Consider the following 18,557-nt stretch of genomic DNA (forward strand, 5'->3'; position numbering starts at 1 on the left):
CCTATATCTCCAAGCCGGAAAACAATGCCAAGCTCGCCAGCTACATCACCTATGGGCCGGTGCGCACCGACGCGGCCTCCTTCGTGGCGGCCGACGCCTTGCCGAAACTGCCCAACGCGCCCGACCACCTCGCCGGCGCCTATCTCGTCGCCGACACCGAGTTCTGGGGCGACTATGGCGAGGACCTGGTCAAGCGCTTCAACGCCTGGCTGGCGCAGTAAGCATGTCGGCGCTGCAGCCCAGCGAACTCGACCGGCCCGCGCTGGCCCGCGGCCGGCCGGCCGCCGGCGCGGATCCCGGAACCGCGTCGGCGGCGCTGCGGCGCGCCGAATTCGGCGACCGGCTGCGTTCGCTGGCCCTGGCCGCGCCCCTGCTCCTGCTTCTGGCCCTGAGCTTCGGCATCCCGATCGTGTTGTTGCTGTCGCGCGCCGTCTACGACCCGACCATCGCCGACGCACTGCCGCGCACTAGCGTGGCCCTCGCCGGCTGGAACGGCCAGGGCCTGCCTGCGGACGCCGCCTTCACAGCACTCGCCGCCGATCTCAGTGAAAGCCAGGCCAAGGGCACCGCCTATGAACTGGCCAAGGCGCTGAACGCCCGGCTGCCCGGCGCCCGCAGCCAGGTGCTGAAGACCGTGCGCCAGCTCGAAGGCGCCGCCGGAAAGTCGCCGCTCGAGATCATGAAAGCCGTGCCTTTCTGGTCGGCGCCCGCCACATGGCCGACCATTGCCAACGGCACCCACGCCATCACCTCGTTTTACCTGTTGAGCGCCCTCGACCTCCGATGGAACGCCGATGGCGGCATTGAGCGGGTGCCGCCCGAACAGGCGATCTTCCTGCAGGTGTTCCTGCGCACCTTTTTCGTCGCCGCCGCCGTCACGATTGCCACTCTGCTGCTCGGCTTTCCTCTCGCCTATCTCATTGCGAGCGTGCCGAAGGGGCTGGCGGCGATCCTTATCGTGGCGGTGCTGTTGCCGTTCTGGACCTCGATCCTGGTGCGCACGGCCGCCTGGACGGTGCTCTTGCAGAAATTCGGCCTGGTCAACGACCTGCTCCTGTGGCTCGGCTTCGCCTCCGAGCGGCTCGATTTGATGTACAGCCGCATCGGCCTGATCATCGCCATGACGCATATCCAGCTGCCGTTCACGCTGCTGCCGATCTACTCCGTCATGCGCACCATCGCGCCCTCGCAGATGAAGGCCGCCTATTCGCTCGGCGCCAAACCCTTCACCGCCTTCCGCCGCGTCTACCTCCCGCAGGTCTTTCCCGGCGTCATGGCCGGCTGCCTGCTCACCTTCATCCTGTGCCTCGGCTACTACATCACCCCAGCGCTGATCGGCGGCGCCAGCGACCAGCTGATCAGCAATTTCATCGCCAATTACGTCAATGTCGAACTGAACTGGGAGATGGCGGCGGCGCTCTCCTTCATCCTCTTGGTCTTCACCCTGGCCCTGTTCGGCATCTTCGCCCGCATCCTCGGCCTCGAGCGCCTGAAGATGGTGTAGCCATGCTGCTCTCGCCCTACCCCACTCCTGGTGAACGCATCCGCGTGGCGCTGCTCTGGCTATGGTGCGGGCTGGTCATCCTGTTCCTGCTGGTGCCGATCCTCATCCCCGTGCCGCTCTCGTTCAACAGCGGCGCCTTCTTCGTCTTCCCGCTCGAGGGCCTGTCGACGCGCTGGTATGAGGTGGTGTTGGGCACGCAGCGCTGGCAATCGGCGATCGGCAACAGCCTGATCGTCGCCTTCGGCACGACGCTGATCGCCACCACGCTGGGCACGCTGACGGCGATTGCGCTGTCGAACGAAAAATTTCCCGGCCGCCGCATCGTAATGCCGCTGCTTCTGTCACCATTGATCGTGCCCGTGGTGATCACCGCCGTCGGCTCGTACCTGTTCTACGCCCGCATTGGGCTGGCCAGCACCTATACCGGCATTATCCTGGCGCATACCGCGCTTGCCAGTCCCTTCGTCGTCGTCACCGTCGGCGCCAGCCTCACCGGCTTCGACCGCAATCTGATGCGCGCCGCGGCCATTTCCGGCGCGAAACCGCTGGCCGCCTTCTTCCGCGTGATGCTGCCGCTGATCCTGCCCGGCGTGCTTTCGGGCGCCGCCTTCGCCTTCGTCACCTCCTTCGACGAGGTGGTGGTGGTGCAGTTCCTGGCCAGCGCCGGCCAGCGCACCATGCCGCTCGAAATGTTCATCGGCCTGCGCGAAAAACTCTCGCCCGCCATCACTGCCGCCGCGACGCTGATGATGGCGCTGTCGATCGTGCTTTTGGTGGTGGCGAACCTTCTGGCCCGGCGCGGCCAGGGCCGCCGGGCAGCAAGCGGCTGAGACCCGCCATCGGCGACAGCCGGCGCACGGAACGGTGAAACTTTTCGCATGCCGCTCCCGTTGCTTTAGGGATCGCCTCGCGGGCGATCGCAGACCTCCGATCAATGCCCCGCCGGTCCTGCCGGTGGGGCCTTTTTGGGGCTGACGGCGCGGAACAATCCCAGAGCCGGGAAGTTTTGAAATCGCTGGACGCTGCGACGTCCGACCGACCTTCGACGCCGGCCACGATCCACGGGGGGCAGGTTACTGCGTGGCTATTCGACAACAAAATGAGCTTTCGCTTGTGCGTATGAGTGAAAACTCGGAAATTTTCAAGCTTTCGTATGACATATTCAAGCTTTCGTATAATATATTTTAGAAAAGTAGAGCTCATTTTGCCCGGAAATTTGGAACTTTTACCCAAATCCTGCCGTTACGCCCTTGATCGTTGCTTAGACGATCACAAAGCAACAGGGAAGGATCCTATCATGAAAATCAAGATGATCTGCCTTGGCGCCATAGCGCTTTCGATGGTCGCCGGCTCGGCTCTCGCCGCATCGGGCGGCAGCGGCACGTCCGCTCTCGACGATCCGGCCAAGATGCAGCCCTTCTACACGGACTCCACCATGAAGAAGATGCGCAGCGATGACGAGTTCACCAAGGCCTGGAAAGCACTGACACCCGAAGACCAGAAGATGATGATGACGGCCTGCGCCGACGAGGTCAAGAACGCCAACCCCACCAACACCCATCCGGAATTCTGCAGCAACGTGAAAAAGATCGGCGGCAGCAAGTAGACGATGCCTCCATACCGTTGAAAAGCAGCCCCGTTCGCGGGGCTGTTTTGTGGACGGCGGATTGAGCGGTCGCCGCCGCAAACCCTTGCCGCCTCAACGCCCCCTCGGCGATAGTCCGCCATCTCGCGGAGAACACCGATGTCGCTCAGCCCTTTATTCAACGCCTCGCCCGTCATCCAGCTCCACGCGCTGATCGCCATCGCCGCATTGCTGCTCGGCGCCGCGCAGCTCTGGCGCACCAAGGGCGACCGGCTGCACCGCGCGCTTGGCCGCGTCTGGGTGGCGCTGATGGCGACGGTCGCCGGCTCCGGCCTGTTCATCTGGACGATCCGGCTGTGGGGGCCGTTCAGCCCGATCCACCTTCTGTCGCTGCTGGTGCTGGTGATGCTGTGGCGTGGCGTGCGCGCGGCGCGCGGCGGCAACATTGCCGCCCACCGCCGCATCATGCAGGGCACCTACATTTTCGGCCTCATCATCACCGGGCTTTTGACCTTCATTCCCGGCCGCACCATGTATGCCGTCGCCTTCGGCCCGCAGGGCGCGACAGCGCAGAAGCTGGCGATTTTCTCCGCTTTGGTTATCCTCGCGGCAGCGGCAGGCCTCTACGCCGCGCGCAGAGCGCGGGTGCCGGGCTGAGTGTCGGCCGGCGAAGCCGCCGTCCTCTCCAATCCTTTCCTTGTTCTGGCCATGTTGCACTGCGAAAAGCATATTGCATTGCGATATCGGCCGACCAGGGCCGCGATGCGGGGCGGGCTTGAAGTAACGAAGGAGCTGTCGTGGCGGCATCGTTTCGGCCTGATATACAAGGATTGCGCGCGCTGGCGGTCGGCGGCGTCGTGGCCTATCATTTCGGCCTCTCGGCCCTCCCCGGCGGCTTTGCCGGCGTCGACATCTTCTTCGTCATCTCCGGCTGGCTGATCACCACGCACCTTATGGGCGAGATCACCGAGACCGGCCGGCTTGACCTCTGGCGCTTCTATGCGCGGCGCGCCCGGCGTCTCTTGCCGGCGGCCCTGTTCGTGATCCTGGCGACGCTTGGCCTCGGCTATTTCATCCTGGCGCCGCAGGAGCAGGCGCTCTATTCGCGCGGCGCCATGTTCGCCTCGGCCTATGCCATCAATCTGTGGCTGCTGCGCTGGTCGTTCGATTATTTCGCCGCGGACGCCTTGAGCAACCCCTTCATCCACTTCTGGTCGCTGTCGGTGGAGGAGCAGTTCTATCTCGTCTGGCCGGCGCTGCTGCTGTTGGCCGCCTGGCTGCGCCCGGGTCGGCGCATGGCTGTCGTGGTGATCGGCGTCGCCGGCCTCGCCTCCTTCGCCGCCTGCCTGTGGCTGACCAGCCTGTCGCCGGCCTGGGCCTTCTACTTCTCGCCGCTGCGCGCCTGGGAGTTCGCCGCCGGCGGCATGGCGACGCTGGCGCCGGCAGCCTTGTGGCAACAGCGGCCATGGCTGCGATCAGCGCAGGGCTGGCTCGGCCTGGCGCTGATCGCGACGGCCTATCTCTGCTTGAGCGAAGACCTGCCCTTCCCCGGCTGGTACGCGCTGCTGCCGGTCGCCGGCACGGTGCTGCTGCTGTTGAGCGGCGCGGGCGAAGAACACAACCAGCAGCCAGCGGGCCCGGCCCGTCTGCAGGCCCTGACGCCCGCCGCCGCGCTGTCGCTGCCGCCTCTGCAATGGGTCGGCACGCTCTCCTATTCGCTCTATCTCTGGCACTGGCCGGTCATCGTCTATGCCGGCATGCTGGTGCCGGATCTCAGCGTCCTCCAGCGCCTCGGCTGCGGCGCGCTGTCACTGGCGCTGGCATTCCTCACCTATCATTTGATCGAGAACCCGGCGCGGCGCGGCGGCTGGCTGACGGCGGGCGCGCGTGCGGTTCGTTTTGCCGCAATTCCCCAGGGAAAACCGCTTCACACTTTTCCCGGAATTGCTCTGGTTCCCGCGCTGGTGCTGACCGGCGTGGGCGTGGCGGCGGCCTATGCAAATGCGCATCTGGCGACGCGCAACATCGACCTCGCCCAGCGCGGCATCGAACAGGCCGCCGAACAGCCCTCCATCGCGCGTGCCGTGGACAAGAACTGCCTGCTCGACTTCCACACGGTGAAGCCGAAACCCTGCACCTTCGGCCCGGCAGATGCCGCCCACACCATCGTGCTGTTCGGCGATTCGCATGCCGACCATTGGTCGACCCCGCTGGTCGAGGCTGCCAGGCGCAACGACACCAAGGTGATCACTTATCTCAAATCCTCGTGCCGCGCCTCGCGTCTGTCGACCTTCAACACCGTGCTGAAGCGCGACTACACCGAATGCGACGCCTGGCGCGAACAGGCGATCGCCGACATCATCCGCCGCAAGCCGCGCCTTGTGGTGATCTCGGAATTCTCAATCGGCAATCTGACGCGCGACATGCCCGCCGCCGGCCGCAAGGCCGAGACGGCGCGCTGGCAGGCCGGCCTGCGCTCCACACTGCATGCCTTCAGCCAGGCCGGCGTCGAGACCGCCGTCATCCGCGACACGCCGATCGGCGACAGTTTCGCCGATTCCTGCGTGGCGCGCGCCCTGTGGTGGCGCGAGGCGCCCTCGCGCTGCGACACGCCGCGGGCGCAAGCCGCCAATGACGGCGCGGCGGCGCAAGAGCGCGCCGTGGTCAAGAGCGTGCCCGACACGCGCTATGTCGACCTCACCGACCGCTTCTGCGGCCCCACACAGTGCCACGTGTTCATATCAGGCAAACTGGCATTCCGCGACCGGCATCATCTGGCGACGGCGTTTGCCGAGACCTTGGAGGGGCCGCTGGAGAAGGCGCTGTTCTAGAGCAATTCTCCGTTCGGAATTTCAAGAAAAACAAAGAGATAGAGCGGGTCGGCCTTTCCATGAACGATAACCCGCTCCAATGCATGTCGTGCAAAAGTGGATCCAGCTTCAACGCGGCGCACCTTAGGTTTGAGGTCGAGACAGCGGCGTCTGACCGCAACAGCCCGACGATTTGGCCCGGCAGCGCATTGACGAGGCGGCGGTCGAAGCCTTAAGCCCGCGCTCACCCGGCCCCGCGCAGAAGAGAAAGACATGACAGACCCGATCGTGAGAGACAGCAACGGCAGCCAGTTGAACGAGGGGGACTCCGTGACCCTGATCAAGGACCTGAAGGTCAAGGGCACATCGGAGACGATCAAGCGGGGCACGCTGGTGAAGAACATCCGCCTTACCGGCAATCCAGGCGAGATCGAATGCAACACCAAGCAGGTGAAGGGCCTGGTGCTGAAAACCGAATTCCTGAAAAAGGCGTGAGCCGAGTTGCGGGGGCGCTAAGTCGGCGCCCTGGCAGACCCGGATTGGCCCTGCGGCCCCAAGGGCGGGACCTGCCCGTTGGCCAGCCTATCCCGACGACGCGCTCGATCCTGCGCATTCCCCCGCCTGTCGCCGTCACGGTGAGAAACATTGGTTTACCGGCTTCATGGGAACAGGGCCGCGCCGGCGGCGTTTATTAGGCAGACCTTGAAGAGGAGGTTGTCATGAAGAAACTCTTGCTCGCATCCGTGATCGCGATTGCGTCGGCCGTGTCGGTGATAGCACCGGCGAATGCCGCCAGCATCACGCTTGGCATCGGCAACGGCTATGACGACGACTATTATGTTCCCAGATATCGTCATCATCATCGCGACTACAACGACGACGGCTACTATGGCCGATACAGTATGTATGACGACGAAGGCTACCGGCCGCGTTACTACGGCATGTACCATCACCGTTACTACGGCATGTACCATCGCCGCTGTCACACCGAGGTGATCAGGCACTGGCGTCACCACCATCGCGTCATCGAAACAGTCCGCGTCTGCAGGAACTGACTTGCGACTTGATCCGGCTGGCACCATGCCGGCCGGATTGCCCTTTGACATTCGCTTGCGCATCGCTCCCGGATGACAGCGCCGCTATCCGCGCCCCATCATCATCCCATAGTGCACCGCCAGCAGGTCCAGCCCGACCTTCAACAGCTTCGTCACCACGTCCCTGCCCTCGCCCGTCTGCTCCGCCAGGCTCTTGATCGAGCCGCCGGCGCAGCAGACTTGCCGCACCACCGCCACGACCTCCCAATGCCCCAGCGCCCTTGTGGCGGCGGCATGCGCGCGGCCGGCGTCGAGCACGCTGTCGGCGATGCCGCCGCCATGGCGGCCGCTATCGACGCGCTCGCTCCAGCGCATCGGCTTCACGCTCGCCTGCTGGCTGCACTGGAAATCCTCGCGGTAGCGCTGGCCGGCCTCGCGCTGCTGGCGCGACAGCGAGGTGATGCCGACGAGCGGGTCGACATTGCGCACCCGCACGATGCCGCCGGTGGACGTGTAGCCGTCATTCGACACCTCGTAGACGCGCCGCGCCTCAGCCGTGCCGGCGGCCAGCCGCTTGCGGCCGAAGGCGTCGTCGCTAAGCGCGAAATCATGGCCGAGCTCGCGACGTATGCGCACTTGCTCTGCCTCGCCCTTCGGCAATTTCGGCGCCTGCGGTTTGGCGGCTTTGGCTTTTTTGGGCATGGAGTGGCTCCTTGGGTTTGGGGTGTGGTGTTTTTGGAAAGGTCGGCGGGGCAGCGCCCCCCTCTGCCCTGCCAGGCATCTCCCCACGAGGGGGGAGATCAGATGTCGTGTCGGCTTTCGCCAATCATCAGCGTTGCAGGAAAGGCGGCGCCGGCGACGCTGCCAATCTCCCCACCCGTGGGGGAGATGGCCGGCAGGCCAGAGGGGGGCGCTGTCCCACCGACCTGTCTGATCATCCCGTCACCAGATTCGCGGGCGCTTGCGCCGCCCGCCGCGCCATCAACTCGCGCATCGTTTTCCGCTCCCGCACTTCGATGCAGAGCTGCGCGCTGGACGGGCAGAACTGAGCGTTGCCGCTCCTCACCTCGCCGCGCACGAAGCGCTGGATGGCGGCCTGCAGATCGGCAAGCTCGGCGTCGCGCACCGCGCCGAGATAGCCGCGCATCTGCATCTCGACGTCAGTCAGGGCGGATTGCGGGAAGCATGAGAACATCGCCGCCAGCGCCTTCGTCGCCTGCTGCAGTTCGGCTGCGGTCATGGCTGCGGATCTCCTCGATGATGGCGTTGGCGGCGTCGGCATGGGTTCTCGGCCGCTGCCAGCCGGGCGGTTTCTTGGAACTGGCCGCGCGCGATGAAGAACGCTGCGCACCGTCGCGACAGAACGGCTCTCGTTGTCCTTGCGCCGAAACATGCCGGTTGTTTTCGCCTGAAAAAGCGGAAGCTTTTTCACTCTGGTTTCTGGAGTCTGGAGAATGCCGCGGCAAAGCGCCGGCATTTGCCGCCCCATGCGCCTTTGTTTTCAAGGCGGTGACGGCACCGCCGCGTGCGCCGGCGGCGGCCCTCGCCTCGCTCTTGACCTGCGCCTTGTGCAATTCCCTGGTCAGCCTCTTGTGGCCGATCTCGCCCGCCTGCCGCTCGAAGAAGCCCAACAGATCGGCGCTGATGGCGCGCCATCTTTTCAGGGAAAGGCGCGCGACCCGCGCGAGCTTGGCGTCGTCATCGGGCAGCCGGCCGCCGGCGTTCCACATCGCCATCAGGATGAGCATGTAGGCGCCGATCTGCTCGGTGGAGAGCAGCAAGGTGTCGCCGACGAAATCGGAGACGTAGAGCTGCATGAAGGGCCGCTCGCTCATGCCATGCCTGCACGCAAGCTAATGGAACCAGCCGCCGGCCCGCACGTTATGACGCGTCGATGCAAAGGGGAGGTTTGCCGATGACGGCGTTCATGCCGATTACGCTGCGCTTTTGCAACAACAAGACCATGCTGGTCGGCTCGGTGGCCGACGCCGAAACGGCATTGCGACAGCAATGGCCCGACAAGACCGCACCCGCCTACATCGAAGCCGCAAGGCTGGTCCGCCTGGCGGTCGAGGGCAGTTGCTGCCCGCGCACCGCCTTCGAGGCCTTCAGCAAGGCCGCCAGGCAACAGGGCATCTTGGTGGTGAAGCCGAGAAGCCGCGCGCATGACTGGCTCGACGCCGCCGCCGGCCCGTGACGCCGGGGCGATGCAACCGCGTGGCGGCCTTGCGCGTTTATAAGCGCGGGCTTTATAGTCTCGCTGAGATCGAAGGTGAACGCCGTGGGTACGCTGAAAACCGGAGTGCCGCTCAAAGTAAGCCTGGAAGGACATGTCGAGGAGATCGACAGCGTCAGCGATGCCGCCGATTTCCTGCAGCGATGGCCGATCGAGCGGCGCGGTCACGTCTACCGCAGCGCGCTCAACGCCTGCAGTGCCGCGATCGCCGCGCAGATCTCCGAATCCGACGCGATTAAGGTGTTCACCGGCTTTGCCCGCGTCTCCGGCATCCTGGTTGCCGAAGGCGGCCCGGCCATGCGGCTCGAGGCACGCAGCGTGCAAAGCCGCATGCCCAAGCAGGGCCGACAGATACCGAAATAAGCTCACTGGCAAACCCGCCGCTGAAACCGCGCCTGGTGGTAGCCGCAGTAGCTTTTCTGCGCTTTCGTTCGCATGCCGCAGCACAGCATGTCGGCGCCGGGCCGGCCGCCCGGCGCCTCGTTCTCCGGATCCTCTTCCAGCGTGAGATCGAGCGGCGCGCGGCAGCGGTCGAACAGGCAGTCGATGAAGCGCATCGCCACGCCATGCGGCTGGCGGCCGATCGGTGCGCGCTGGGGCGCCGGCACCTGTAGACGGTAGGCCTCGCCATCGGCGATCAGCATGCCCACCTCGCGCACGAACAGGCGCGGCGGCAGCCACGCCGGCGAGGATTCGCGCCTGGTCCGCGCCTTGTTCTTGCGCGCGTGCCCGGTGGCATGGACGCCGGCGCGTTGTTGCGCCACTGCCTTGCCGCTCGGCTTGCCATTTGCCTGCTTTGCGGCCGCCGGCTTGCATATTGCCTGCTCGCCGGCGGCTTGTCTCGCGGCCGGCGGCATCCCACGGCCATTGGCAAAGCCGATCGCGCCCAGCATGGCGTTGCGGTGGACGATGCCGATGATGGCGTTGCGTGACACCGGGTTGCCGCGCAGCGCGCTGAACGCCGCCGCGATCCTCAAGGCCGAAAGCCCCTCCTCCAGCCAGCGGGCGATCTCTTGCAGTTCGGCGTCGCTGTAGCTTGCCATCTCCAAGCTCCATCCAGGGGTCCGCCTTCGGCAGCGCTCGAGAGCGCGCCGTCGGCCAGGCGTCAGGGTTCGGCCCGGTCCGGGCCACGGTCAGGGTGTTCGGTGCGAAAGCCGGCTCGCGGGCCGGATCAGCCGGGGCGGATCGCGTGCCCGGCGGCCAGGCGCGCCAGTCGCGCCTCGGCGGTCTTCCTGTCGGGAGCGGAAACTGCCCTGCCCGTCATCGGCTCGAACACGGCGCCGTCCTGCGTGCGGATGCAGGAGCGCGCATAAGGACCGGCGGACAAAACGGGCCGGTCGAATTGGGGGCCGGAGCCGAGGGGAGCGGCGGCTCCGGCCGTTCCGGCCGCCGGGGACGGGCGGGCCGGACCCGAGGCATCAAGGCGCTCGGGCTTCGCCTCGGCCGGGGAGGAGGACGGCCGGGACGGAAGGCCGGCGACATAGGTCGCCTTGTTTGCCTCGCGTGAGGCCGGCGCTACCGCGCCATGAAAGCTGGACAGGTTTTGCATGGCCGGATATAAGCATAACTCAAAAATATATGCAAGCCATTCTTTCATAGACGAGAGCCGCTTTCATCGCTCACATGGGTGCCATGGCCAAAACGGAACTGTCGATCAAGGTCGGGGCGGCGATACGCCAGGCGCGCAAGCAGCGCGGCCTGGTCATGCGCCACATTGCCGAGCACAACGACACCGATGTCGCCGCCGTCGGCAATTGGGAAACCGGCCGCAACCTGCCCAAGACCGAGAACCTTCTGAAGACCGCCGCCTTCCTGCGCGTCGACCCGGTCGCGCTCGGCCAAGGGCAGGTCGTCTTCCTCGACGATGCCGGCCCGGTGGCCGACGCCGAGATCGTCACCGATGCCGGCCCGATGCCCGCCGGCTCAATGGATATCGAGGTGCTGGGCGCCGCGGTCGGCGGCGATGACGGCGACTTCACCTTCAACGGCGAGCCCGCCGGCTATGTCCAGCGCCCGCCGGGCGTGCGCAACCTGCCGAAAGTCTTCGCGCTGCATGTGCTGAGCGACTCCATGGTGCCGCGCTACGAACCCGGCGACCTCATCTATTGCGGCGGCCGCGACGCGATCCCCGGCGACCATGTGGTGATCGAGACGTTCCCGGAAGAAAACGAGCGCAACGGCAAGGCCTTCATCAAGAAACTGGTCAAGCGCACGGCGGGCGAGCTGGTGGTCGAGCAGTACAATCCGCCCAAGACGCTGACCTTCAACCGCTATGCGATCAAGCATGTCTGGCGGGTCATCCCGCTGAAGGAATTGCTGGGATATTAGGCCCTTTTTCCTTCTCCCCTTGTGGGAGAAGGAAAAACCAGCCCCCTCAAGCCCGCCTCGCCCCCTCCACCAGCACCTCGCGCTCGCTCAGCATCTGCGCTTCGCTGCGCACGCGCTGGCGCTCGTCGAGGAAGGCGGCCTGGATCGAGATCGCCGTGCCCGGCAGCCCGTCGGCGCGGCAGGCCGAGCAGACGATGCGGCCAGAAAGCTCAGCCAGCGGCGTGCTGCCCGTCACCCCGAAACGCCGGAGTTCATCCGGTTTCCACCATCTGTTGCGGCCGCAATCGGCGCATTCGACCGATATCGAGACGACATGCGCGATGACTGGTTTCCTGCCGGGCAATGCCATTGCCACTCCACCCCATTTGTTCCTGATTTGTTCGCATAATCCTGCGTTTTAGCCCTGGAGTCGAGTCGCAGTTTTAACACTTTCCCAAAAGTTTCCCTTTTATCAATTTTTGAGTTATGCTCCCAAAAACTTACAAACGTGAGTCGCCTGCCGCACCAGACCCGGGAGCAATGATGGATGCCGCCGATTTCGCCCGCGCCTGCGGTTACACCGGCGACAGCCCTGCTCTGCTTAAAGCCTTCGAGGCGATCCGCCGCAAGGGCATCGCGCAGGCCCGCCAGGAGCATTTCCGGCGCAAGGCCGTCATCGACGAGTTGAAACAATCCGAACCGCTGTTCCTGGCGGCGATCGGCCCGGCGCTGTCGGCGCAGGAGGCCATCGAGGACACTGCCCGTTTCATCGCCTGCTGGCGCAACATGCCGCGCTGGCGCCAGGAACGGCGCCTGCCCGACCTCGTCCGGGCGAGGCAGCAGCGTCTCGTGGCCCGCTTCTTCCGCCGCCACGGCCATCGCCTGTGGGCGCGCGAAGCGGCCTGAAGACCGGCCATGTTGGACCAGCCATTTGCGGGTTCCAATCGGTTCTGTTTCTTTCTAGATTGTGCGTGGGTGGCTGTTCGACGTGCATGATTTGGAATGTTCAGGACTGCCCGCTCAAAAGTTCAAACCTGGATCACCGCCGGCGCGGGGACCATCGCGGCGCTGTTCGTCGCCGGTCTGATGGGCGCTTTCGGCGCCATGCCCGCCCACGCTCCGCCGCAATTGCCGCTTGATGCCGCCATCGATGCCGGGCGCTGGCGCGTCCAGCCGGTGCGCGCCTATGTCAGCCACGCCAGAACCTATGGCGTGCTCTTGAAGCCCGGCCAGAAGGCGCTGGTGCTGGAGGCCGACATGACCAACCGCACCGCGCAATCCGATAAGGCCTATTTCGATGTCTTCAAGCCGGACGCCATCACCTTGCCCGACCCCATGCCGACGATCGCGCTAATCCGTGATTCGACGCTGACGCCGGAACTCCATCCCGGCATGACCGAGCGCATGGCCTATGTCTGGCCGCTGGCCGGCGACGCCGCTGTCCCGGCCAGCTTGAGCTTCGGCGTCACCGCCGAGATCTTCAAGCCGCGCGACAACCTCTACGGCATGCCCGGCTGGTTCAATCCCTACCGGCTCGGCACCATCACCTTGCCGGTCGCCGACGTGCCGGCGCCGGGAACCGGCTCATGAGAATCCGCATCCTCGGCAATCTCGTCATCCTCGCCAGCACCGTAGCGCTGAGCTACGGCATGCAGGTGTCGAAACCACATTATGCCGACCTCACCGCGCCGATCCCGGTCGATGGCGCCATGCGCGACACCGTGCGCGCGCGCAGCTTCGATGTCCGGCTCGACAAGGTCGTCTTTGCCCGCGCCCTGAAAACCAACCAGTTCGGCCAGGAAAGGTCTTTGACCACCAGCGGCCTGTGGGCGGTGGTATCGACCAATCTCACCGCCACCGCCGCCTCCACAACGGTTGCCGAGGGCACCTGGCAAGGCCCGACCGGGCTGCGCTACCACCAGACGGAGCGGCTCGGCTACCGCCAGGACATGCCGCCGCATGGCGTCGATCCGGGCCTGGAGAAGCGCGGCCTGTTCGTGTTCGAAATACCGCCCGACCAGATCCGCGGCGCCAGCCTGCTGATAGCAGCGCGCCAGTTCGCCCCGCTCGACGCCCAGGCGCGCATCAGCCTCGATGGGGTGCCGACAAGCGCCGACGGCCAGCCGGCGGATGTGCTGCCGGAATTCGACTTGGATGCCCCGCAGGCCCACACACCTCAAGGCAAGTCATGAACGCCGTTTCTACCGGACCGATCGCCGGCGAAGACCGGCAGCCCGAGAAAAAATGGCGGCGGCGCAGCCTTGTGGCGCTTGCCATCCTGCTGCCGCTGACGCTGGCCGAGACCAGCAATGACAGCCTGCGCGAATGGCTGCATGGCGAGGACCTTATCGCCCGGGATGTCGATTTCGGCCAGGCCGTGCCGTTCGGCGGCAGCGACTGGAAACTGGCCGATCTGCGCGGCGGCAAGGCCGGCCGCCTGCCCGACCACGCCTTCGCCGTCATCGCCACGTTCTCGGTCAAGATAGGTGACCCCGACCTGCAAAAGCAGTGGCTGGGCTGCAAGCTGATGCTGACCGACGCCGCCGGGCGCCGCTGGCTGCCGGATGCCATCAGCGGCGTCAGCCTGCCGGCGGGCGTGATGAGCTGCACCTCGGCGATCTTCTCCAGCGCCAGGAAGGGCGACACCATCACCATCGGCGACACTTTTATTGTGCCGGAGGATGCGGTGAAAACGATCCGCCCGGCGGTCGGGCTGGGCAGCGAGCGGCCCTGGTTTCTGCGCTTCCAGCGGCCGCCGAAATAGCTACTTTCTCCCCGTCACTATACGGGGAGTTGAGAAGCGGTCCGCGAAGCGGACGAAAAGCCAATTGCTTGGCTTTTCGAGTGACGAACGCCCGGCAGGGCAATGAGGGGCAGCGCCAACGCTCCGGTAAGTGGCTGATTTGCCCAACGTCGCGGTCAGCACCGGCTTTGCGTATCCAAGCCCAATTCTTTCACGTCAGCGCCGCCCCTCATCCGCCTGTCGGCACCTTCTCCCCGTGAACGGGGCGAAGGGAACTCAGCGAAAACGCCGTCTCCAGCACCGCGGCCAGAAAGCATATCCTGATCGGCTCGATCAAAATGCCGGTGGAGGAATCCTGGAACGGGCTGCCGAACAGCAGCGTCACCCCGTGCGAGAAAATCTGCCAGACATCGAGTTCGTGCGGCCCGATCAGCCGCGTCGCGCCGAGCCACAGCCAGGCGGCGCTCCAGTCAATGAGGCGATAGCCGACGATCAGCGTGCACAGAAGCAGCAGGCTGGAACTCACCGTCAGCCGCACGCCATTGGCGATTGGCAGATAGCGCGAGCGGTAGCCGGCGATGAAATGCTCGACGAAGTCGCGCAGGAATTTCGGCAGGCCGGCATAGCGCGCGCCGAAGCGCTCCACCCGATCGTGCACGCGCATCAGGGCAGCATCTTCGCGCACGTCATAGCCGTAGATCAGCGCCGCCATGACCAGCCAGATCAGCGGCAGGAGCATGTAGAAGAACAGGTTGACGGCCACCGTCGAGGGCGCGATCGAGGTGATTTCGACCGGCACCATCGGGGCCGCATTCGCCACCGGCACCGGGCTCGCCAGCCCGTCGGCGGTGGCCTGCAGCACCGACCAGAAGGAGCGGCTCATCAGCCATTGCAGCGCCGTGTCCTTCCAGCGGCTGATCACATAGAGACCGACGAAGATCCAGTTGGTCTCGCAGATCACCACCACGATCTGCCAGAACGAGGCGGTCTTGGTTTTCGTCTGCATGAACTTGGCCAGCCGGCGGATCAGCCAGGACACCGCCACCGAGATCAGCAGCCAGCGCGAATCCAGCACGTCGAGCACATTTCCGGCCTGGCCGAAATCGGCCTGGTCGAGCGTGGCGCGCGAATATTGCCGCACGATATCGCCGAGAAACCCCCAGGCCGCGTAATAGGCGAAGAAAGGCAGCAGCGCGATGGTGATCATGCGCACCAGCCGCGAGCCGCGCCGGTCGGCAGTGTCCTGTTCCCCCGCGGCCTTGTCGGCGCCGCGCTGCGCGGCCAAGAGATGCGGCAGGCCGGGGCGCAGCACATGGAACATCGCCACCGTCACCACCAGCTGCGCCAGCGCCACCAGCGTCAGCATGGCAAGCCCGGCGAAATGATTGGCGAGCGCCACTTTCGCCGCCAGCTGCAGCAGGAGATCGCCGGCCAGCACCCCGGCCAGCACCAGCGCGACAAGCTGCGGCCAGAAGCGCCGCAGCAGCGAAAAACTCAAGCTGATCGGCCTGATGATATCGGCAAACATGAGGTCTGTCACGATGCCACCCGCCCCAGGCCTTTCTAGCAAGGCCCGATCGTTTTGCAACCGGGCCGGGAAACGGATGGTCGTGCTGCGGTTTTGACCAGAAAGTTGCCAGGGTGAAAGTGCTGGTGCGAGGCGCCCCCCTCTGTCCGGCAGGACAGAGGGGTGAGCGCAGACCTCTTGCCCTTACCGCCGCACCCGCGACTTCAGCCACCGGTCAAACGCCACCGCCAGGATCAGGATGAGCCCGATCACGATGCTTTGCGTGTAGGACGAGACATTGTTGAACTGCAGCCCGTTCTGCAGCACGCCGATGAGCGCCGCGCCCACCACCGTGCCGCCGACCGAGCCGATGCCGCCGAACAGCGAGGTGCCGCCGATGACGACGGCGGAGATGACCGTCAGCTCGTAGCCGATGCCGGCGACCGCTTCCGAGGAATTGAGCCGCGCCGACAGCACGAAGGCGGCAAGCCCGGCGAAGAAGCCGACGATGACATAGACCGAGACAAGGATGCGGTCGACGCGCAGGCCCGAGAGCCGTGCCGCCTCTGCATTGCCGCCGACGGCATAGACCGCGCGGCCATAGCGCGTGTAGCGCAGCACGATGTGGCACAGGATCGCGGCGATGGCGAAGATGATGGCCGGCACCGGCACCGGGCCGATCAGCCCCGTGCCGAACCAGCGCATCGAGGCGTCGAAACCGGAGATCGGGCCGCCATTGGAGATGGTCAGCGTCAGCCCGCGAAACACCGTCAGCCCGCCCAGCGTGACGACGAAGGGCGGCACTTTCAGTCGGGTGATGGCAAGCCCCTGCACGCCGCCGGCGGCGGCGCCGACGATGACGGCGGCGAGCAGCGCCGCGAACCAGCCATAGCCCTGCGTGCCTGAGGTCGACAGCGACAGCGTGTTGGCCGCACCGCCCTTGGCGACGACGGCGGCGACCATGCCGCAGAAGGCCAGCAGCGAGCCGACCGAGAGGTCGATGCCGGCGGTGAGGATGACGAAGGTCATGCCGAGCGCGATCAGCCCGGTGATCGAGATCTGCCGCGTGATGTTGAACAGATTGATCGGGTCGATGAAGCTCGGCTTCAAAACGGTGAAGACGACGACCAGCGCCGCCAGGAACAGCAGCGGCCCGAAACTCATCAGCAGCCGCGCGATCGTCGCGCCGCCGCGCTGGCTCTGCTCTTCGGCGATGCTCATCGTGCCTGATCCTCCGCATCCTGCCCAAGCGCATCTTGGCTGTCGAGCGCCATCAGTTCCATCAGTTTTTCCTCGTTTGCCTCGACGCCCGGCATCTCACCGGTGATGCGGCCCCGGCGCATGGTGACGATGCGGTCCGACACCGCCAGCACTTCGGGCAGCTCGGACGAGATCATCATCACCGCGATGCCGCGCGCCGCCAGTTGCACCAGGATCTGATGCACCTCCGCCTTGGCGCCGACATCGACGCCGCGCGTCGGCTCGTCGACGATCAGCACTTTCGGGTCGCGCGCCAGCCAGCGCGCCAGGATGACCTTCTGCTGGTTGCCGCCCGACAGGCCCTCGATGGCCTGCTCGGCCGAGGCCATGCGGATCGACAGCATTTTCCTGAAGCCCGACAGCGCGTCGCGCTCGCGCCGCTCGGCCATGAAGCCGAAGCCGTTGCTGAACGTGCCGAGCGAAGCGACGGAGAAATTGGGCAGGATGCCGAGCGCGGCAAAGATCGCCTGGTGCTTGCGGTCCTCCGGCACCAGGCCGATGCCGAGCGCGATGGCATCCGCCGGTGAGGCCGGCGCGATCTGTTTGCCGTCGAGCGTGATGGTTCCGGCGGCGATGCGGTCGGCGCCGAAAATGGCGCGCGCCAGCTCCGTGCGGCCCGAGCCGACAAGCCCGGCGACGCCGAGGATTTCGCCGGCCTTGAGATCGATGTCGACGCCGTCGAGCACGATGGCGTGCGGCGCCTCGGGGTCGCGCACGGTGCGCAGGCCGCGCACCGACAGCACGACATCGCCGGCCACCGCGCGCTGCACCGGCCGTGCATAGAGTTCGGAGGCGGCACGGCCGACCATCTTCTCGATGATCCGCGGCAACTGGATCGGCCGTCCCTTGTCGCGGTCGAGATGCCCGGCCAGCCGGCCGTCGCGCAGCACCGTCATGCGGTCGCAGATGGCGGAGGCCTCCTCCAGCCGGTGGGTGACGAACATGATGGCGACCTTGTCCTGGCGCAGCCGGCCCATGATCGACAACAGACGCTGCACCTCGGTCTCGGTCAGCGCCGATGTCGGCTCGTCCATGATGATCAGCCGGCTCTTGAGCGACAGGGCGCGGGCGATCTCGACCAGTTGCTGCTCGGCCACCGACAGCGCCGAGACCGGCGTCATCGGATCGATGGAAAGGCCGACGCGGGCGATGATGTCGCGGGAATCCTGTTCCATGCGCCGCCAGCTCACCAGCCCCAGTGGCCCGACCGGCGCGCGGCCGATGAAAATGTTCTCCGCCACGGTCAGCGTCGGGATCAGGCTGAGCTCCTGGTAGATGGTGACGATGCCGAGCCGCTTGGCATCCTGCGGGCTGGACGGCGCGTAATCGGCGCCGTCGAAAATGATGCGCCCGCTGGACGGCGGCATGACGCCCGACAGGATTTTGAGCAGCGTCGATTTTCCCGCGCCGTTCTCGCCGAGCAGGCCGAGGATTTCGCCGGGGCGGATGTCGAGCGAGACGTCGCTCAGCGCGGTCACGCCGGCGAAATGCTTGGTGACGCCCTCGACGGCAAGCAGGACAGGCGCGGCTTCAGCTGGCAAGGGTTGCTCCCGTATTGCGGTAAGTGGCGG

The 18,557-nt window shown here is 65.8% G+C and carries 23 protein-coding genes and 1 pseudogene; 15 read left to right on the forward strand and 9 right to left on the reverse strand.

All coding sequences use genetic code 11. The annotated features are described in order from the left end of the window. From CK226_RS30845 to CK226_RS30880, 8 genes and pseudogenes are all read left to right on the forward strand, one after another. Positions 1 to 221, forward strand: a pseudogene (locus tag CK226_RS30845) (ABC transporter substrate-binding protein); the annotation flags it as partial. Between the two features lie 2 nt (positions 222 to 223). Continuing rightward, complete coding sequence (locus CK226_RS30850; RefSeq protein ID WP_095793847.1) at positions 224 to 1,504, forward strand: ABC transporter permease; 1,281 nt, start codon at positions 224 to 226, stop codon at positions 1,502 to 1,504. A 2-nt stretch (positions 1,505 to 1,506) separates the two neighbouring features. Next, positions 1,507 to 2,334 carry an ABC transporter permease gene (locus tag CK226_RS30855; RefSeq protein WP_095775057.1) on the forward strand — a complete coding sequence of 276 codons (828 nt, stop codon included), beginning with the start codon at positions 1,507 to 1,509 and terminating at the stop codon, positions 2,332 to 2,334. A 467-nt stretch (positions 2,335 to 2,801) separates the two neighbouring features. Beyond that, positions 2,802 to 3,110: a hypothetical protein gene (locus CK226_RS30860; RefSeq protein WP_095789253.1), complete on the forward strand. Its 309-nt coding sequence runs from the start codon at positions 2,802 to 2,804 to the stop codon at positions 3,108 to 3,110. A 138-nt stretch (positions 3,111 to 3,248) separates the two neighbouring features. Further along, positions 3,249 to 3,746: a DUF2306 domain-containing protein gene (locus CK226_RS30865; RefSeq protein ID WP_095776028.1), complete on the forward strand. Its 498-nt coding sequence runs from the start codon at positions 3,249 to 3,251 to the stop codon at positions 3,744 to 3,746. A 140-nt stretch (positions 3,747 to 3,886) separates the two neighbouring features. Next, positions 3,887 to 5,920, forward strand: coding sequence for an acyltransferase family protein (locus tag CK226_RS30870; RefSeq protein WP_095793848.1), 2,034 nt, complete (start codon positions 3,887 to 3,889; stop codon positions 5,918 to 5,920). Between the two features lie 252 nt (positions 5,921 to 6,172). Next, the gene (locus CK226_RS30875) at positions 6,173 to 6,394 is read left to right on the forward strand and encodes an alkylphosphonate utilization protein (protein ID WP_095776030.1); all 222 of its coding nucleotides are present in this window, start codon (positions 6,173 to 6,175) and stop codon (positions 6,392 to 6,394) included. 224 nt (positions 6,395 to 6,618) lie between these two features. Further along, positions 6,619 to 6,954: a hypothetical protein gene (locus CK226_RS30880; protein ID WP_095789251.1), complete on the forward strand. Its 336-nt coding sequence runs from the start codon at positions 6,619 to 6,621 to the stop codon at positions 6,952 to 6,954. A gap of 84 nt (positions 6,955 to 7,038) precedes the next feature. Here CK226_RS30880 and CK226_RS30885 read toward each other — a convergent pair whose 3' ends face one another. From CK226_RS30885 to CK226_RS30895, 3 genes are all read right to left on the reverse strand, one after another. Beyond that, a complete protein-coding gene (locus tag CK226_RS30885; RefSeq protein WP_095776032.1) occupies positions 7,039 to 7,635 on the reverse strand; it encodes a DUF6456 domain-containing protein in 597 nt (198 codons plus the stop codon). A 232-nt stretch (positions 7,636 to 7,867) separates the two neighbouring features. Continuing rightward, a complete protein-coding gene (locus CK226_RS30890) occupies positions 7,868 to 8,173 on the reverse strand; it encodes a hypothetical protein (RefSeq protein WP_142878302.1) in 306 nt (101 codons plus the stop codon). Beyond that, positions 8,094 to 8,768 carry a DUF1376 domain-containing protein gene (locus CK226_RS30895; RefSeq protein WP_095793849.1) on the reverse strand — a complete coding sequence of 225 codons (675 nt, stop codon included), beginning with the start codon at positions 8,766 to 8,768 and terminating at the stop codon, positions 8,094 to 8,096. The genes CK226_RS30890 and CK226_RS30895 overlap by 80 nt, the downstream gene beginning before the upstream one ends. Positions 8,769 to 8,848: 80 nt before the next feature. Between CK226_RS30895 and CK226_RS30900 the strand changes: the two genes are divergently transcribed. Beyond that, the gene (locus tag CK226_RS30900) at positions 8,849 to 9,130 is read left to right on the forward strand and encodes a DUF982 domain-containing protein (protein WP_095789250.1); all 282 of its coding nucleotides are present in this window, start codon (positions 8,849 to 8,851) and stop codon (positions 9,128 to 9,130) included. Between the two features lie 75 nt (positions 9,131 to 9,205). Continuing rightward, positions 9,206 to 9,532 (forward strand): DUF982 domain-containing protein, encoded by a 327-nt coding sequence (locus tag CK226_RS30905; protein WP_179301167.1) that lies wholly within the window; start codon positions 9,206 to 9,208, stop codon positions 9,530 to 9,532. Between the two features lie 2 nt (positions 9,533 to 9,534). On the opposite strand, the gene CK226_RS30910 is transcribed toward CK226_RS30905, so the two are convergent. Beyond that, complete coding sequence (locus CK226_RS30910; RefSeq protein WP_095793851.1) at positions 9,535 to 10,212, reverse strand: GcrA cell cycle regulator; 678 nt, start codon at positions 10,210 to 10,212, stop codon at positions 9,535 to 9,537. Between the two features lie 128 nt (positions 10,213 to 10,340). Further along, positions 10,341 to 10,718, reverse strand: coding sequence for a hypothetical protein (locus CK226_RS30915; RefSeq protein ID WP_245437905.1), 378 nt, complete (start codon positions 10,716 to 10,718; stop codon positions 10,341 to 10,343). A gap of 74 nt (positions 10,719 to 10,792) precedes the next feature. On the opposite strand from CK226_RS30915, the gene CK226_RS30920 reads away from it, so the two are divergent. Continuing rightward, positions 10,793 to 11,497, forward strand: coding sequence for a helix-turn-helix transcriptional regulator (locus CK226_RS30920; RefSeq protein WP_095776039.1), 705 nt, complete (start codon positions 10,793 to 10,795; stop codon positions 11,495 to 11,497). Between the two features lie 46 nt (positions 11,498 to 11,543). On the opposite strand, the gene CK226_RS30925 is transcribed toward CK226_RS30920, so the two are convergent. After that, positions 11,544 to 11,846, reverse strand: a complete 303-nt coding sequence (locus tag CK226_RS30925) for a hypothetical protein (protein ID WP_095793853.1) — start codon at positions 11,844 to 11,846, stop codon at positions 11,544 to 11,546. A 173-nt stretch (positions 11,847 to 12,019) separates the two neighbouring features. Here CK226_RS30925 and CK226_RS30930 point away from each other — a divergent pair, with 173 nt between their 5' ends. The 4 genes from CK226_RS30930 (at position 12,020) to CK226_RS30945 (ending at position 14,240) form a co-directional block, all read left to right on the forward strand. Continuing rightward, complete coding sequence (locus CK226_RS30930; protein WP_095793918.1) at positions 12,020 to 12,382, forward strand: hypothetical protein; 363 nt, start codon at positions 12,020 to 12,022, stop codon at positions 12,380 to 12,382. A 96-nt stretch (positions 12,383 to 12,478) separates the two neighbouring features. Continuing rightward, positions 12,479 to 13,066 (forward strand): hypothetical protein, encoded by a 588-nt coding sequence (locus tag CK226_RS30935; RefSeq protein WP_095793854.1) that lies wholly within the window; start codon positions 12,479 to 12,481, stop codon positions 13,064 to 13,066. Further along, the gene (locus CK226_RS30940; protein ID WP_095793855.1) at positions 13,063 to 13,668 is read left to right on the forward strand and encodes a hypothetical protein; all 606 of its coding nucleotides are present in this window, start codon (positions 13,063 to 13,065) and stop codon (positions 13,666 to 13,668) included. Before CK226_RS30935 ends, CK226_RS30940 begins: the two co-directional genes overlap by 4 nt. Further along, positions 13,665 to 14,240, forward strand: a complete 576-nt coding sequence (locus CK226_RS30945) for a hypothetical protein (RefSeq protein ID WP_095793856.1) — start codon at positions 13,665 to 13,667, stop codon at positions 14,238 to 14,240. The genes CK226_RS30940 and CK226_RS30945 overlap by 4 nt, the downstream gene beginning before the upstream one ends. Before the next feature lie 208 nt (positions 14,241 to 14,448). On the opposite strand, the gene CK226_RS30950 is transcribed toward CK226_RS30945, so the two are convergent. From CK226_RS30950 to CK226_RS30960, 3 genes are all read right to left on the reverse strand, one after another. Next, a complete protein-coding gene (locus CK226_RS30950) occupies positions 14,449 to 15,747 on the reverse strand; it encodes a hypothetical protein (protein ID WP_095793857.1) in 1,299 nt (432 codons plus the stop codon). Positions 15,748 to 15,930: 183 nt separating this feature from the next. Then, positions 15,931 to 16,947: an ABC transporter permease gene (locus tag CK226_RS30955; RefSeq protein WP_038648308.1), complete on the reverse strand. Its 1,017-nt coding sequence runs from the start codon at positions 16,945 to 16,947 to the stop codon at positions 15,931 to 15,933. Next, positions 16,944 to 18,527 carry a sugar ABC transporter ATP-binding protein gene (locus tag CK226_RS30960; protein WP_095793858.1) on the reverse strand — a complete coding sequence of 528 codons (1,584 nt, stop codon included), beginning with the start codon at positions 18,525 to 18,527 and terminating at the stop codon, positions 16,944 to 16,946. The genes CK226_RS30955 and CK226_RS30960 overlap by 4 nt, the downstream gene beginning before the upstream one ends. Between the last annotated feature and the right edge of the window lie 30 nt (positions 18,528 to 18,557).

Origin of the sequence: Mesorhizobium sp. WSM4311 (genome assembly GCF_002295115.1) — a bacterium.
Lineage (GTDB): Bacteria > Pseudomonadota > Alphaproteobacteria > Rhizobiales > Rhizobiaceae > Mesorhizobium.

Bases quoted from the DNA above. Each gene is read 5' to 3' on its own strand.
- CK226_RS30850 (WP_095793847.1), top strand. From the start codon at position 224: ATGTCGGCGCTGCAGCCCAGCGAACTCGACCGGCCCGCGCTGGCCCGC.
- CK226_RS30855 (WP_095775057.1), top strand. From the start codon at position 1,507: ATGCTGCTCTCGCCCTACCCCACTCCTGGTGAACGCATCCGCGTGGCG.
- CK226_RS30860 (WP_095789253.1), top strand. From the start codon at position 2,802: ATGAAAATCAAGATGATCTGCCTTGGCGCCATAGCGCTTTCGATGGTC.
- CK226_RS30865 (WP_095776028.1), top strand. From the start codon at position 3,249: ATGTCGCTCAGCCCTTTATTCAACGCCTCGCCCGTCATCCAGCTCCAC.
- CK226_RS30875 (WP_095776030.1), top strand. From the start codon at position 6,173: ATGACAGACCCGATCGTGAGAGACAGCAACGGCAGCCAGTTGAACGAG.
- CK226_RS30880 (WP_095789251.1), top strand. From the start codon at position 6,619: ATGAAGAAACTCTTGCTCGCATCCGTGATCGCGATTGCGTCGGCCGTG.
- CK226_RS30885 (WP_095776032.1), bottom strand. From the start codon at position 7,635: ATGCCCAAAAAAGCCAAAGCCGCCAAACCGCAGGCGCCGAAATTGCCG.
- CK226_RS30890 (WP_142878302.1), bottom strand. From the start codon at position 8,173: ATGACCGCAGCCGAACTGCAGCAGGCGACGAAGGCGCTGGCGGCGATG.
- CK226_RS30895 (WP_095793849.1), bottom strand. From the start codon at position 8,768: ATGAGCGAGCGGCCCTTCATGCAGCTCTACGTCTCCGATTTCGTCGGC.
- CK226_RS30900 (WP_095789250.1), top strand. From the start codon at position 8,849: ATGACGGCGTTCATGCCGATTACGCTGCGCTTTTGCAACAACAAGACC.
- CK226_RS30910 (WP_095793851.1), bottom strand. From the start codon at position 10,212: ATGGCAAGCTACAGCGACGCCGAACTGCAAGAGATCGCCCGCTGGCTG.
- CK226_RS30915 (WP_245437905.1), bottom strand. From the start codon at position 10,718: ATGCAAAACCTGTCCAGCTTTCATGGCGCGGTAGCGCCGGCCTCACGC.
- CK226_RS30920 (WP_095776039.1), top strand. From the start codon at position 10,793: ATGGGTGCCATGGCCAAAACGGAACTGTCGATCAAGGTCGGGGCGGCG.
- CK226_RS30925 (WP_095793853.1), bottom strand. From the start codon at position 11,846: ATGGCATTGCCCGGCAGGAAACCAGTCATCGCGCATGTCGTCTCGATA.
- CK226_RS30930 (WP_095793918.1), top strand. From the start codon at position 12,020: ATGGATGCCGCCGATTTCGCCCGCGCCTGCGGTTACACCGGCGACAGC.
- CK226_RS30935 (WP_095793854.1), top strand. From the start codon at position 12,479: ATGTTCAGGACTGCCCGCTCAAAAGTTCAAACCTGGATCACCGCCGGC.
- CK226_RS30940 (WP_095793855.1), top strand. From the start codon at position 13,063: ATGAGAATCCGCATCCTCGGCAATCTCGTCATCCTCGCCAGCACCGTA.
- CK226_RS30945 (WP_095793856.1), top strand. From the start codon at position 13,665: ATGAACGCCGTTTCTACCGGACCGATCGCCGGCGAAGACCGGCAGCCC.
- CK226_RS30950 (WP_095793857.1), bottom strand. From the start codon at position 15,747: ATGTTTGCCGATATCATCAGGCCGATCAGCTTGAGTTTTTCGCTGCTG.
- CK226_RS30955 (WP_038648308.1), bottom strand. From the start codon at position 16,947: ATGAGCATCGCCGAAGAGCAGAGCCAGCGCGGCGGCGCGACGATCGCG.